Here is a 14,526-nt window from a genome sequence, read left to right as displayed (position 1 = left end):
AATGTGACGTGTCTCAATAGAACTTCGCCCATGAGGAGACTCTGGGCCGCCGTCGCGGCCAGCAGCTTGGCCGTCGTCGGCGCAGTCGCCGCGATGAGCCTGAACAGCACGGCGTCGGCGGCCACCGGCGGCACCGGGTCGGGGTACCTGAGCACCCAGGGCGCGCAGCTCGTCGACGCCACCGGGGCCAAGGTGCGCCTCACCGGCCTCAACTGGTTCGGCATGGAGACCGACAACAAGACCTTCCACGGCCTGTGGGCGCGGCCCTGGAAGGACCACATCGACCAGATGGCGAGCCTGGGCTACAACACCATCCGGGTGCCGTTCTCCGAGGACGCGCTCAAGCCGGGCGCGCAGGCCAACAGCGTCGACGGGTACAGCAACCCCGACCTCGTCGGCCTGACCCCGCTGCAGATCCTGGACAAGGTCGTCGACTACGCCGGCAGCAAGGGCATGCGCATCCTGCTCGACCGGCACCGCCCGACCTCCGCCGGCCAGAGCGCCCTCTGGTACGTCCCGGCCACCCCCGAGGCGACCTGGATCAGCAACTGGCAGATGCTGGCCCGCCACTACGCCGGCAACACCACGGTCGTCGGCGCGGACCTGCACAACGAGCCGCACGCGGACGGTACGGACCCGAACGGCACCGGCGCCTGCTGGGGCTGCGGCGACGTGAACCGCGACTGGCGCCTGGCCGCCGAGCGGGCCGGCAACGCGATCCTCGAGGCCAACCCCAACTGGCTCATCGTCGTCGAGGGCGTCAGCTGCACCAGCGGCGGCAACGCCAACGCCTGGGACAACATCCCCGACGAGCCGTGCGGCTGGTGGGGCGGCAACCTGTCCAAGGCCGGCGAGTTCCCGGTCCGCCTCAACAAGCCCAACAAGCTCGTGTACTCCGCGCACGAGTACGGCAACTCCGTCTACCACCAGGCCTGGTTCGACGACCCGAACTTCCCGAACAACCTCCCGGGCATCTGGGACCAGTTCTGGGGCTACCTGCAGAAGCAGAACATCGCTCCGGTACTGGTGGGAGAGTTCGGCAGCACCCTGCAGAACCCGCAGGACGTGGTGTGGCTGCAGAAGCTGATGGCGTACATGGGCACCGGCGTCACGGGCATGAACTTCACCTACTGGTCCTGGAACCCGAACTCCGGCGACACCGGCGGCATCGTGGGCGACGACTGGAAGACTGTCAACCAGCAGAAGCAGTCGATCCTGCAGCCGTACCTCATCCCGCCCGTCGGCGGCGGCACGGGCCCGACCGGCTCGGCGTCGGCGTCGGTCTCGGCCTCCCCGTCCCGCTCGGCGTCCCAGTCCCCGAACCCCACCGGCGGCTGCACGGCCACGGTCAAGATTGACAACGCCTGGCAGGGCGGCTTCCAGGCCAGCGTGACGGTGAAGAACACCGGCACCGCGGCCGTCAACCCGTGGACCGCCACGTTCACGGTCCCGTCCGGCGTCACGCTGCAGAGCGGCTGGAACGCCACCGTCACCCAGTCCGGCACCACGTTCACGGCCGCCGCCCCGAGCTGGGCCCCGTCCCTGGCCGCGGGCGCCTCGGCCACGATCGGCTTCACCGCGAACGGCCCGTCGAGCCCGGCCCCGTCCGGCGTCAAGCTCAACGGCGCCACCTGCTCGTAACTGGGGGGATTCGGCCCGGGGAGCGGGGTTTCGGCCCCCTCCCCGGGCTCTCTATCCCCGGTACAGCTCCAACGCCGACAACTGCCCCGCCGGCTGCGCGCTGTTCGCGGTGAACACGAGCCGCACGTACCGGCAGGCCGTCCCCGGCAGCGTCACCGTGACCCGCTGCCCCGACCCGTTGTCGAACGCGTACGTGGCGGCGCCGACCAGCGTGGTGAACGTCTTGTCATCGCCGCTGCCGAGGATCTCGACCCGCTGGGTCCGCGCGGGCCACGAGGCCGACGGCGGCAGCCGCAGCACCGCCCGCCGCACCTCGGCCGGCGCGCCGAGGTCGACCTGCACCCACTGCGGGAACGCGTTGTTCCGGCTCTCCCAGTACGTCATGGCGTCGGGATCCGTGACATTCCCCGACCCGTACGCCTGGGTGTGCCCGCTGTCCCGCGTGGCGCGCCCGCCGGCGAGGTTGACCAGGCCGTCGAGGGCGAGCGGCTGGCTGGCGCCGCCGGAGGGCTGCCCGCCGAGGGTGCCCGCGGTGGCCGGCCCGGCGGGAGAGGCGCTCGCCGACCCGGTGGCCCGCGCACCGGACCGGCTGGGCCGCACCGACGCGGTGGCGCGGGACTCGCCGGCGGACGGTCCGGCGTTGGTGGCGCCCGGGTCCAGGCCGGGCCCGGTGTACTGCTCGCCGGCGAACCCGGTGCTCTCGACCTCGTCGTGCCGGCCGGGCCAGGCCGCAACGGCGCCGGCACCGATCGCGACGAGCACGGCGGCGGCCGCTCCGACGAGAGCCAGCCGCCGGCGCCGCTGCGGCTCGGGCCGCGCGGCCGGGACCAGAGGAAGCTCCGCGGTCACGCCGCCGAGCGGCAGGACCTCGGCCCGGGCATAGGGCCGCTCGGGGCTGTGTGTGACGGCGGGCGTCGCACCGGCACCGTCCGCGGTGGCGACAACGAACTCCGTGGCGCCATGCTCGGTCGCGTCGTCGTTGGCCGGGAGCCCGGCGACCGGGTTCCCGGCCCCGGGATGGCGCTCGGCGAGCTCCTCGGCGGCGGTGCGTCCCCAGGCAGTGGCGACCCCGACCACCTCGAGCTCGACCACGGCCGGCACATCGGTGAGCGCGGCCGTGAACAGCGTCGACAGCGCGGGCCAGACCAGGTCGTTGATGTCCAGCCCCGGCGTGCCCACGACCACCCGGTAGCGCTCGTCGGCGACCATCGGATAGTCCACAACCTCCGCCGCCGCACCGACCGGCCGAGCAGCGGACCCCGCGACCGACGATGCGGCGCTGACGGAAGCCCCGGTCGGCGGAGGGGCGGTGTCTCCGGTCGGCACCGAGGCACGGCCCGCGGCGGGCGGTGTGGCTGGCGGTGGGGTGGTGTCTCCGGTCGGCACCGAGGCACGGCCCGCGGCGGGCGGTGGGGTGGTCTCGCCGGTCGGGAGTGCGGCGCGGCCCCGGGCCGGGGGCAGTGGCCCGGTCGGCATGGCGTGCAGCCCGCCGCCGGAGACGCGGACGAGCCAGCCGAGGTCGAGCGCGTACGTGGCCGGGCCCACCGCGCGCAGTCCCGGCTGCGGCGGGGCCGAGGCGAGCACCTCCTCGCGCCCGTCCGGCCGGCACCGCAGCAGGCCGGCGGGCTCGGCCCAGACGGGACGGAGGCCGGCGTCGAGCGCGTACACGGCGATGGACCCGGATGGCGTGTGCAACGGCACCCCGTTGACCAGGCAGACCGGCTCGCCGAGCTCGGCCGCCGCGGCGCTCGCGACCGCGCGGCCGGCGCCCTGCCCGGGCCGCAACGGCACGACGTCCACGGTGTCCCGGACGGCGGGAGGCAGCGCCCGCAGCGCGGCGGCAAGCGCGGCCCCGGAGACGGTGGCGTCGACGACGAGCCGCGGCCGGTCGGGATCGACGGCGACCGAGTCGGCCAGGTCGTGCGGGCCCGGCGCGGTCGACAGCACCCACCCCGCCGGGATCGCCCGGGCGGTCAGCGGCCACGGCGCCGGGTCGGGGATCAGCGCCTGCCAGGCCGGAGCCGGCCAGCGCGCCCCGGCGGGCACCCGGCGGCCGCCCGGGGTGTGCCGCCACCAGCCGTCGGCGGCGAACAGGGTGCCGCCGGGGGAGACCGCGACCGGCCCGCCGGGCGCGACCACGGGCAGGCCCAGCGCCCCGGCCAGCGCGGCCGCCGCTGACTCGCCGGCGTCGAGGAGCAGCACGCCCTCCAGGCCCGCGGTGACCGCCTCGGGGGCAGGCGTCCCCGTCACGACCAGCCAACCGGGCGGGGCGGGCACCTGGATCGGCTCCTCACGCACCCCGAGACCCTATCGCCAAGTCCGCCTCCCCGTGCACCACCGCGATGGCCAAGAACCCGAAGAGCTCCGTCGCTGTCGTCCTGGCCCAGACGTTACGCGGCGGGTATGACATTTTTCGCGTCCGAAGGGCCCGGCCGCCACCGTCCTGGCGGGGACGGTGGCGGCGGGCCGGACAACGGGCGGGGCGTCAGCGGACGTAGATCGTCGGCTGTTTGGGGGTCGCCATGCCGGAGCCGATGAAGTAGGACGGGTGCGGGGGCTGGTTGTAGGCGGTGTTCTGCCAGGCGATGGCCTCGCGGTACTGGCAGTCGTGCATCAGGGTGTACAACTTCGTCGTGGTCTGGTTCGTCGTGCTGTAGATGCGCAGCGCCGTGTTGCTCGACGTGGGCCAGACGACCTCCTCGCGCCAGTCGCCGAAGAGGTCGGCGGACAGGGACGGGGTGGACTTCGTGCCGTTGTTGGAGTGCACGTCGGCGCCGGTCAGCAGGCGGGTGTCGCCGCCCGTGCCGTACTTGTCGATGTGCGTGCCGTCGAGCAGCTCGCGCGTGGTGTCGGCGTCCCACCAGATGACGAAGTTCGTCGAGCCGGGCTTGCGCGAGGAGACCACCGCGCCCGTCGTCGAGCGCAGGCCGTCCGCCGCCGCGGACCAGGACTCGGCGCCGGGGCTGCCGGACCAGATGTCGTCGGACACGCCGCGGCCGTTGTCGCCGTTGGCCGGGGTGGTCCACAGGACCTGGCCGGTGCGGGCGTCGGCGAAGTAGGACGAGGGCTTCGAGCCGTCCTCGTCGACCTTGAACTCCTCGAGGCCGGGGCGGGACGGGTCCAGGTCGCCGACGTGCATGGCGTCGCCGTGGCCGTTGCCGGTGTTCCAGAGCCGTCCGCCGTTGTCGTCGACGGCCATCGCGCCGTACACGATCTCGTCCTTGCCGTCCTGGTCGACGTCGGCGATGGCCAGCTGGTGGTTGCCCTGGCCGGCGTAGGAGCTGTTGCCCGAGGCGTTGCTGTCGAACGTCCAGCGCTTGGTCAGCGCGCCGTTGCGGAAGTCCCAGGCGGCGATGACGGAGCGGGTGTAGTACCCGCGGGCCATGATCAGTGAAGGGCGCTTGCCGTCGAGGTAGGCGGTGCCGGCCAGGAAGCGGTCGACCCGGTTGCCGTAGGAGTCGCCCCAGCTGGAGACCGTGCCGCGTGGCGGGTCGTAGTTCACCGTCGACATGGCGGCGCCGGTGCGGCCGTTGAACATGGTCAGGTACTCCGGGCCGGACAGCACGTAGCCGGAGGAGTTGCGGTAGTCGGCGTTCGCGTCGCCGATGACCCTTCCGGCGCCGTCGACGGTGGCGTCCGCCGTCTTCATGGCGACCTCGGCCTGGCCGTCGCCGTCGTAGTCGTACACCTGGAACTGCGTGTAGTGCGCGCCCGCCCGGATGTTGCGGCCCAGGTTGATCCGCCACAGCCTGGTCCCGTTGAGCTTGTACGCGTCCACGTACACGTTGCTGGTCACGCCCGACTGGGAGTTGTCCTTGGCGTCGGAGGGGTCCCACTTCAGGACGATCTCGTACTGCCCGTCGCCGTCGAGATCGCCCACCGACGCGTCGTTGGCCGAGTAGATCGAGCCCGGGCTCTGGATCGGCACGTCGAGGTACGCCCCGCCGGTGAAGCGCAGCGACGCCGGGGAGGCCGCCTGCTCGGCGCCGCCGACGACCGCGCGCACCGTGTAGGAGGCGTCGGCGGCCGCGCCGCTGTCCAGGTAGTTCGTCGAGTTGGTGACCGACGCGACGCGGGTGCCGCCGCGGTACACGTTGAAGGACGTGTCGTACGCCTCCGTGCCCAGCAGCCGCCACGACACCAGGTTGCCGCTGCCGGAGCGCACCGAGATCAGGCCGCGGTCCAGCTTCTCCATCTGCCGCCCGTTTTCTCCTGAAGGTGGGGGCGAGGTGGTGACCGGCGGCGACGAGGTCGGAGTGGTGGTTCCGCCATTACAAGCAACGCCATTGAGGGAGAACGACGACGGAACCGGGTTCGTGCCGGTGAACGCGCCGTTGAAGCCGAACGACACGGTCGCGTTCGTGGCGATGGCCGCGTTGTACCCCGCGTCGACCGCCCGCACCGCCGTCCCGCTCTGGGTGACGGTCGCGTTCCAGGCCTGCGTCACCGACTGCCCGCTCGCGAACGTCCACGTCAGGTTCCAGCCGCTGATGGCGTCGCCGAGGTTGGTGATGTCGACGTTCGCGCCGAAGCCACCCTGCCATTGGTTCGTCACGGTGTACTGCACGCGGCACCCGGCCGCCGCCGCGCTGGCGATGTGCACCGCCGCGACGGCTCCGGCACCGGCCGCCAGGATCGCCGCCGAGGCGGCCACTGCTCTTCGCACTTCGCGCTCCTCTTCCCGGGGACCGTTTCGGCGGACGGTAGACCCGGCGCGGAGCGTTTCGAAAGTCGTCGATCCCGGGACCGTGCGCGACGGTCCCGGGATCGTGAAACTTACAGCAGGAAAGCGCTTACCCCAGGCGGAACGACTGCGCGCCGGTACCGTTGCAGGCGTACTGCACCAGCTGCACGCCGTCGGCCATCGAGGCGGCCGGGGTGTCCAGGCACTTGCCCGTGGCCCGGCTGACGAAGTGGTACCACCCGCCGCCCTCGGCGACCGGCTGCCACTGCTGGTTGGTGCCGCTGCTGTACGACCACAGCTGGATCGGCGCGTTGTCGGCCGTCGACTTGCCGGTGACGTCCAGCGACTCCGCCGGGTTGCCCTGGTTGTCGATCCGGTAGTAGCCGGAGTCCGTGCTCTGGAACCGGTAGTGCTGCGCGTTCGTGCCGTTGCAGGTGTACTGCTGGATCGCCGTCCCGTTGGTCGTGCCCGCCGAGCGCGCGTCGACGCACTTGGCGCTGTTCTTGTTCACCAGCGAGTAGTACGTGCCCGGCTGGATCGGCCCGCCCGTCGGCGTCGGCGAGGCGGACGTGGGCGGGGTCGACGTGGGCGGCGTCGACGTCTGCCCGGCCAGCCACTGGATGCCCTGCAGGATCCAGCGGTTCTGGTTCGCGCTCTCGAACGTCGAGGAGGTGCGCGTGTTGGTGTCGTAGTTCATGCCGTTGTGGCCGAAGTTGGCGTACAGCATCTTGTAGTTCCGGTTGGTCCAGAGGATCGGGTAGTACCCGCTGTACCAGGACTGGTTGGGGTCGGTGCCGACCGGGAAGCTGCTCGGATCGACCGAGGCGAGGATGTCGATGTTCGGGTTCTGCCGCAGGTCGTTGCTCCACGAGTACCACTCGGACACCGCGGAGGTGAACGTCGCCGGCAGCCCCGCCATGGACGGGTGGTTGCGGTCCTCGACCTTGTACGTGATGCGGGTCGGCCCCCACGTGTTGGTCCGGAACGCCCCGGAGCCCAGGAACGTGTTGTAGTACCAGCTCCACGAGTTCGGGTCGGTCGTGAAGGCGCTCACGTGGAAGCCCATGAAGGCCCCGCCGTTCTGCATGTACTGCTGGAACGCGGCCCGCTGGGCGGAGGGCGGCGCGTCGTCCAGGAACATGATCACCTTGTACTGCGCGAGGCTGCCGGTGTTGAGCCGGCTCCAGTCGGTCGTGGCTTCCCAGGTGAAGCCGTTGGCGGCGCCCTGGGCGGGGAACCAGTCCTTGGCCTCTTTGTCGAAGTCGATGTGGGCGGCGTCCCAGGTGCCGTTATAGAACGCGAGCACCTTGAACGGCGTGGCGGCAAGGGCGGGCCGGATCGCGAGGCCCACCCCCAGCAGCGTCAGGAGGGCAAGCGCGGCCAGCCCCAGCTTTCTGCGCACGGTTGGGGGTCCTTCGGGTGAGGGTGAGAGGGATGGGCGGATCCGCTCTGTCGCATCATCGTGCATCGATGACGCCCCGCACAAGGTAAAGAACCCTAATAGTTAAAGTAAGTCGCCAATTAAGTGAAACCGCAGCTCCTCCGCGCCGATCCCGACCACCGCCGGACCGGAGATCTCCACGCCGACCAGGTCCGGCTCGGCCGCGTCGTACAGCAGCCCGGACGGCCCCCACACCTGCAGCCGCTCGTCGATGAGCAGCGCCAGCCGCTCCCCGCCGGCGTCGAACGCGGCCCCGGCGACCATCGGCAGCCCCGGGATCTCGCGCACCTGCCGCCCGTCCGCCTCGAGGATCACCGCCCCGGCGTCGGTGAGCACCACGAGCCGCCGCCCGTCGCGGCTCCAGTGCACGCTCATCGCCGCCGCGCCCAGCAGGTCGACGGTGACGGCGCCGCCGATCGACAGCAGCGACCCGTCGACCCGGGCGAGGGTCCGCCCGTCCGGCGCGAACGCCGCCGGCGCGGTCCACGAGCTGGTCGTCAGCTCCTCGGTGTCCATGTCGATGACGTGCACCTCCTGCCCGAACCCCGCGATCCGCTTCTCGTCGCTGCTCCAGTCGAGCTCCTCGAGCGGTACGACCAACGGCTCCTCGCTCGGCGGCCCCATCGTGCGCACCGTGCCGAACCCGTGGGTGTAGATGCTCGCCACGAACAGCGGGATCGTCGTGCCGGTGTAGCAGGACACGGCGATCCGGGTGCCGCCGGGCGCGAAGCACCAGCCGGGCCCGCGCCCCCACCCGTCGGTCAGGTCCAGCGCCCCCACGGGGGTGGGGCTGCGCCCGAACGGGTTGAACAGCCCGACCCGGTTCGTGTCGAAGACCGCCCCGACGTACTTCCCGGACGGATGCCAGCGCAGCCGCCCCGGCATCTCCCGGTCGCTGATGAAGCTGATCCCGCCCGGAATCCCGCGCAGCACGTTGCTGCGGGTCGCGGTGGCGACCTCCCAGATCTGCAGTTCGCCGCCGCTGTAGTAGTCGTCGCCGGGGTCGGTCCCCACCGCCAGATATCGACCATCGGGACTGAGTGCCCAAGCCAGGATCTCACCCATGCCTCACACCCTAGGCCGCGCGAGGTGGCCCCCAGCTGTCAACAAATCGCGCGCGATCGGCGGCCCGGCTGCGAGGATCGGGCCCGTGGTGGACGTCGAGCTCGTGCGAGGGCTGGTGGCCGGGCAGTTTCCGCAGTGGGCCGGGCTCCCTCTGGCGCCGGTGGCGTCGGACGGGACCGACAACGCGATCTTCCGGCTCGGCGAGGGGCTCAGCGTGCGGCTGCCCCGGTACGAGCGGGCCGTCGGCCAGATCGCGCTCGAGCGGCGCTGGCTGCCGGTGCTCGGGCCGGGCCTGCCGGTCGCGGTGCCCGAGCCGGTGGCGGTCGGGGTGGCGGCGCGGGGCTATCCGTTCCCGTGGGCCGTGTACCGCTGGCTCGACGGCGCCAACCCCGGCCGGCCCGACCTGCTCGCCGTGGATCTGGCGGGGTTCCTCCTCGCGCTGTGGGACGCCGACACGAGCGGCGGGCCGCGGGCCGAGGCCGACGGGCGCGGCGGCAGCCTGCGCGGCAAGGACGTGTCCGGGCCGATCGCGCAGCTGGCCGGCGACTACGACCCGGCCCGGCTCAGCGCGGTCTGGGAGGCCGACCGCGCCGCGCCCGACTGGGCCGGGCGGCCCGTGTGGCTGCACGGCGACCTGCACGCCGGGAACCTGCTCGCGGGCCGCGACGGGCGGCTCGCCGTGGTGCTCGACTGGAGCTGCCTCGCGGTCGGGGATCCGGCCGCCGACCTGATTCCGGCCTGGGTCGCGTTCGGGCCTGCCGCCCGGGCCGCGTTCCGCGAGCGCCTCGGCGTCGACGAGGCGACCTGGCGGCGCGGGCGGGCGTCGGCGTTCGCGTTCGGGCTGGGCGCGCTGTCGTACTACCGCACCACCAACGCGTACTTCGCCGCCCTCGGGAGATACGCGATCGGTCAGGTGCTCGCCGAAACCTGAAGGCCAGGGCCCGGGATCTCGCCCGAGCCGCGCGCGATCAGCCTGGTCGCCACCACGTGCGTGGCCGGGTCCCAGGTCTCGCCGTCCAGCCGCCGGAACACCAGCTCCGCCGCGAGTCGCCCCATCGCCGCCGGGTCCTGGGCCACCACCGTCACCGCCGGTTGCAGCAGGTCGGCCAGGGGAAAATCGTCGAACCCGACGAGCGCCACCGAGGTGTGCCGTGAGCGCTGCCGCAGGGCCCGGATCGCGCCCAGCGTCACGAGGTTCTGCGCGCTGAAGCACGCCGTCGGGGGCCGTGGGCCGTCGAGCATGCGCAGGAACGCGGTCTCCGCCGCGTCCGCGGTGTGCAGGTCGTGGGCGACGTGCGCGGCGTTGCGGCGGATGCCGTGCTCGGCCAGGGCCTCGCGGTAGCCGGTGAACCGCTGCCGGGCGGTGGCGATCGAGCGCAGGTCGCCGAGGTACGCGATGTCCCGGTGGCCGTGGGCGACCAGGTGGTGCACGGCTGCCGCGGCGCCCGCCTCGTTGTCGGCCAGGACGGCGTCGGCGTGCAGGCCCACCGGGGGGCGGTCGACGAAGACGACGGGGGTGTCGGGGTCGATCTCGCGGGTCAGGTACGCCTGGTCGTCGCCCGCCGGCACCATGACCAGCCCGTCGGCCTGGCGCCGGGCGAACTCGTGGACCAGGGCCCGCTCGCGCTCGGGGTCCTCCTCGACGCTGCCGGCGAAGATCAGCACGCCCCGCTCGCGGGCGACGTCCTCGAGGGCGCGGTGCAGGGCCGAGGAGAACGGGTTTGCGATGTCCTCCAGCAGGGCGGCGATCGCGGCCGTGCGCCCGTCCGCGCGGCGCAGGCGGCTGGCGGTCATGTTCGGCCGGTACCCGAGCTGCTCGATTGCCCGCCGCACCCGCCCCTCCTTGACGGCGCTGACCCCCGGCTCGGCGTTGACGACGCGCGAGACGGTCTTCGGGCTGACCCCGGCCAGCTGGGCCACGTCGCGGAGGGTCGGTCGGGCGTCCACGGTTGCTCAGCGTACCGGGATCGATCGATGACAACGATGTCATTGACCATTGTCTGTGGCCGAATTGTTATCGAAGATCTTGGAGCTGCCTGTATTGACAATCATGATGATGCCTCGCGAGAGTGTTTGACATCGTTGTCAAAGGAGGAACCATGCGCAGAGCCCTCATCGCGCTCGCCGCCGCGACCCTCTCGGTGCTCCCGCTCGCCGCGTGCGGCGACGACCAGGCCGGAAGCGGCGGCAATGGAAGCGTCTCGGTCGCCCTCATCACCAAGAACTCGACGAACCCGTTCTTCGTCACCATGCAGGACGGCGCCAAGCAGGCCGCCGCGGCCGAAGGCATGAAGATCACCATCGCCGCGGGCAAGGCCGACGGCGACGAGGCCGGGCAGGTCCAGGCCATCGAGGACGCCATCGCCCGCGGCGACGCCGGCATCCTCATCACCCCGAACGGCCCCGGCGTCAACCCGGCGATCAAGAAGGCCCGCGACGCCGGGCTCTACGTGATCGCCCTGGACACCCCGCCCGACCCGGCGAACACCGTCGACATCACGTTCGCCACCGACAACTTCAAGGCCGGTGAGCTCATCGGCAAGTGGACCGCCACCACCCTCGCGGGCAAGCCCGCCGTCATCGCGATGCTCGACCTGTTCAACGACAAGATCGTGTCGGTCGACTACAACCGGGACCAGGGCTTCCTGACCGGCATGGGGATCGACGCCAAGGACAAGAAGCGCAACGGCGACGAGGAGAAGACCGGGAAGTACACCGGCGGGACCTACACGATCGCCTGCAACGAGCCCACGAACGGCGCGGAGGACGGCGGGCGCACCGCGATGGAGCGCTGCCTGACCAAGAATCCCGGCATCAACGTGGTCTACACGATCAACGAGCCCGCGGCCGTCGGCGCCCAGAAGGCCCTCAAGGCGGCCAACGTGCAGAACCCGATCGTCGTCTCGATCGATGGCGGGTGCGACGGCGTGCAGCAGGTCAAGGACGGGCTCATCAATGCCACGTCGCAGCAGTACCCGCTGAAAATGGCCGAGCTCGGCGTGAAGGCGATCAAGCAGATCGCGGGCGGCGGGCAGAAGCCGCAGGTGACGGCCGGACTGGACTTCTACGACACCGGCGTCGCCCTCGTCACCGACAAGCCCGCGACCGGCGTCGACTCGATCGACGTGGCCAAGGGTACCGAGCTGTGCTGGGGCAAGAAGTGACCGCGAGCACCGCCGCCGAGCAGTTCGCGCTGCGCCGCCAGTCGCCCCTGCAGCGCGTCCAGCACGTGCTGCACGGGCACCCGGCGATCAGTCCGCTGCTCGTGCTCGTCGCCGCGGCGATCGTGTTCTCGCTCATCAACCCGCGCTTCGCCTCGCCCAACTCGCTGTCGCTGGTGGTGCAGCAGGTCGCCGTCATCGGCGCTCTCGCGGTGGGGCAGACGCTGGTCATCCTCACCGCCGGCATCGACCTGTCGGTCGGGGCGGTCACCATCCTGGCCATGATGCTCTCGGCGAAGCTGGCCGAGGGCAACGGCCTGCCGGGCGTACTGGCGGTGCTGGTCGGCATCGCCGTCGGGGTGGTCGCCGGCCTGATCAACGGCGGACTCGTCACCCGCATCGGGCTCCCGCCGTTCATCGTCACGCTCGGCACGCTGAGCGTGTTCACGGCGGTCGGGCTGCTGTACTCGAAAGGGCAGAGCGTCCAGCAGGTCGACCTGCCCGCCTTCGTGAACTGGACCGGTGAGACGTTCGCCGTCGGGCGCTTCCGCATCACGGTCGGCGTGGTGCTCGTCGCGATCCTGTACTGCGCCGTCGGCTTCGCCCTGGCCAACACCGCCTGGGGCCGGCACGTCTACGCCGTCGGCGACGACAAGGAGGCGGCCCGCCTGGCCGGCATCCGCGTGGACCGGGTCCTGCTCAGCGTCTACACCCTGGCCGGGGCGATCTACGGGCTGACCGCCTGGATCCTCATCGGCCGGGCCGGCGCGGCGAGCCCCAACGCGATCGCGGACGCCAACCTGGAGAGCATCACGGCCGTCGTGATCGGCGGCACCAGCCTCTTCGGCGGCCGCGGGGCGGTGCTCGGCACGCTGCTCGGCGCGCTCATCGTCGGCGCCTTCCGCAGCGGACTGTCCCTCGCGGGGGTCGACGACCAGTACCGGGTGCTCGCCGTGGGCCTCCTCGTACTGGCCGCGGTCGCCGTGGACCAGTGGATCAGGCGGGTGAAGGCATGACCGAACCAACTCCCGTGGTTGCCGTGGACCAGACGGCTGACGGCACGAGGACCCCGACTCCGGTGCTCTCCGCGCGCGGCCTCGTGAAGACCTTCGGCCGCGTGGTCGGGCTCGACGGCGTCGACATCGACCTGTTCCCGGGCGAGGTCCTCGCGGTCATCGGCGACAACGGCGCCGGCAAGTCCACCCTCATCAAGTGCCTGACCGGCGCGCTCGTCCCCGACGCGGGGGAGATCCGCCTCGACGGGGAGCCGGTGCACTTCCGCCGGCCGCAGGACGCGCGGGAGGCCGGGATCGAGACGGTGTACCAGACGCTCGCCGTCGCCCCCGCGCTCGACATCGCCGGCAACCTGTACCTGGGAAGGGAACGCCGCCGCCCCGGCCCACTGGGCTCGGTGCTGCGGATGCTCGACAAGAAGGGCATGCGCGCCGACGCCGCCCAGGCCCTGGCCGACCTCGGCATCGGCACCCTGCAGAACATGGCCCAGCCGGTCGAGACCCTCTCCGGCGGGCAGCGCCAGGCCGTCGCCGTGGCCCGCGCGGCCGCGTTCGGCAGCAAGGTGATCGTGCTCGACGAGCCGACCGCCGCCCTCGGCGTGCGCGAGTCGAACCAGGTGCTCCGCATGATCGGCGAGGTCCGCGCCCGCGGCCTGCCGGTCATCCTGATCAGCCACAACATGCCGCACGTGTTCGAGGTGGCCGACCGCATCCACATCCAGCGGCTCGGCCGCGGGGCCGGTGTCATCACCCCGGGCACCCACACCATGCCGGAGGCGGTGGCCATCATGACCGGGGCGACCACCTTGGCCGAGACCCCCGGCCGGTAACGCAGATCCGGGGCGCCGGGCGACCGCTCGGCGCCCCGCCCGTCAGGCGTAGGTGTTGACCAGGTCGCCGCTGTTGAGCACCGAGCGGATCTGGTCCAGGTTGCCGGAGCTCTGGAACTTCTTGACCAGCTCGGTCGCGCTGAGCTCGGACAGGTCGTCGGTGTCGGTGTCCAGCAGCGTGCTGAGTTGCTGCAGCTTCGAGGAGTCCTGCAAGCCCTGCGGGCCGCCGGGGCCTCCACCGGGCCCACCGGGACCGCCAGGGCCGCCAGGGCCGCCGGGCCCACCCGGGCCGCCGTGCGGACCGCCCTTGTCGGAAGCGATCTTCTCGGCCATGTCGTCGTCGGAGACGCCCTCCGGGTTCGACGGCGCGTCGCTCGGCTTGCCGGCCTTGATCGCGGCGATCAGGTCGTCGTGCGAGACGCCCTGCGCGTCCGCGATGTCGCTGAGGCTCTTGCCGTCGCGCAGCTGGCTCTTCAGCTCGTCGGTCGACAGGCCCGTGGCCTTGGCCACCGACTCCAGCGGGTCCTTCTCGCTGTCGGTCCGCTCGCGCCGCGAGGTCGCCGAGAACTGCACGCTGTACGCGCTCGAAATGCCGCTGATCGCGCTGATCGAGGTCACGTTCGCTCCATCCGTGGTGCCTGGTGATGTACCGCCGAATCGCCCTTGCCGCGTCGGCGAGCTTGACTTCGGC

At 72.0% G+C, this 14,526-nt stretch carries 11 protein-coding genes; 5 read left to right on the top strand and 6 right to left on the bottom strand.

Annotated elements, in window-relative coordinates; genetic code table 11:
• Positions 1-30: 30 nt before the first annotated feature.
• Entirely contained in the window at positions 31-1,641 is a 1,611-nt protein-coding gene (locus ACQPZ4_RS32635; protein ID WP_433044072.1) for a cellulase family glycosylhydrolase, read from the top strand.
• Positions 1,642-1,692: 51 nt separating this feature from the next.
• Here ACQPZ4_RS32635 and ACQPZ4_RS32630 read toward each other — a convergent pair whose 3' ends face one another.
• From ACQPZ4_RS32630 to ACQPZ4_RS32615, 4 genes are all read right to left on the bottom strand, one after another.
• Positions 1,693-3,939 carry a discoidin domain-containing protein gene (locus ACQPZ4_RS32630; protein ID WP_433044070.1) on the bottom strand — a complete coding sequence of 749 codons (2,247 nt, stop codon included), beginning with the start codon at positions 3,937-3,939 and terminating at the stop codon, positions 1,693-1,695.
• A 187-nt stretch (positions 3,940-4,126) separates the two neighbouring features.
• The gene (locus tag ACQPZ4_RS32625; protein WP_433044067.1) at positions 4,127-6,307 is read right to left on the bottom strand and encodes a cellulose binding domain-containing protein; all 2,181 of its coding nucleotides are present in this window, start codon (positions 6,305-6,307) and stop codon (positions 4,127-4,129) included.
• Between the two features lie 127 nt (positions 6,308-6,434).
• A complete protein-coding gene (locus ACQPZ4_RS32620; RefSeq protein WP_433044064.1) occupies positions 6,435-7,631 on the bottom strand; it encodes a ThuA domain-containing protein in 1,197 nt (398 codons plus the stop codon).
• A 198-nt stretch (positions 7,632-7,829) separates the two neighbouring features.
• A complete protein-coding gene (locus ACQPZ4_RS32615) occupies positions 7,830-8,831 on the bottom strand; it encodes a WD40 repeat domain-containing protein (protein ID WP_433044061.1) in 1,002 nt (333 codons plus the stop codon).
• A gap of 85 nt (positions 8,832-8,916) precedes the next feature.
• Between ACQPZ4_RS32615 and ACQPZ4_RS32610 the strand changes: the two genes are divergently transcribed.
• Complete coding sequence (locus ACQPZ4_RS32610; protein WP_433044058.1) at positions 8,917-9,762, top strand: aminoglycoside phosphotransferase family protein; 846 nt, start codon at positions 8,917-8,919, stop codon at positions 9,760-9,762.
• Here ACQPZ4_RS32610 and ACQPZ4_RS32605 read toward each other — a convergent pair.
• Positions 9,741-10,778 (bottom strand): LacI family DNA-binding transcriptional regulator, encoded by a 1,038-nt coding sequence (locus ACQPZ4_RS32605; RefSeq protein ID WP_433044055.1) that lies wholly within the window; start codon positions 10,776-10,778, stop codon positions 9,741-9,743. The genes ACQPZ4_RS32610 and ACQPZ4_RS32605 overlap by 22 nt on opposite strands.
• A gap of 152 nt (positions 10,779-10,930) precedes the next feature.
• On the opposite strand from ACQPZ4_RS32605, the gene ACQPZ4_RS32600 reads away from it, so the two are divergent.
• Genes ACQPZ4_RS32600 through ACQPZ4_RS32590 form a run of 3 tightly spaced genes read left to right on the top strand, consistent with a single transcriptional unit; the run spans position 10,931 to position 13,835 of the window.
• Entirely contained in the window at positions 10,931-11,995 is a 1,065-nt protein-coding gene (locus ACQPZ4_RS32600; protein ID WP_433044052.1) for a substrate-binding domain-containing protein, read from the top strand.
• A complete protein-coding gene (locus tag ACQPZ4_RS32595) occupies positions 11,977-13,008 on the top strand; it encodes an ABC transporter permease (protein WP_433044049.1) in 1,032 nt (343 codons plus the stop codon). Before ACQPZ4_RS32600 ends, ACQPZ4_RS32595 begins: the two co-directional genes overlap by 19 nt.
• Positions 13,005-13,835, top strand: coding sequence for an ATP-binding cassette domain-containing protein (locus ACQPZ4_RS32590; protein ID WP_433044046.1), 831 nt, complete (start codon positions 13,005-13,007; stop codon positions 13,833-13,835). The genes ACQPZ4_RS32595 and ACQPZ4_RS32590 overlap by 4 nt, the downstream gene beginning before the upstream one ends.
• Before the next feature lie 42 nt (positions 13,836-13,877).
• On the opposite strand, the gene ACQPZ4_RS32585 is transcribed toward ACQPZ4_RS32590, so the two are convergent.
• Positions 13,878-14,453, bottom strand: coding sequence for a hypothetical protein (locus tag ACQPZ4_RS32585; RefSeq protein WP_433044043.1), 576 nt, complete (start codon positions 14,451-14,453; stop codon positions 13,878-13,880).
• Positions 14,454-14,526: the final 73 nt, after the last annotated feature.

Source organism: Dactylosporangium sp. CS-033363, from assembly GCF_050942475.1.
Taxonomy (GTDB): domain Bacteria; phylum Actinomycetota; class Actinomycetes; order Mycobacteriales; family Micromonosporaceae; genus Dactylosporangium.
This window is presented reverse-complemented; position numbering and strand designations above follow the sequence as displayed.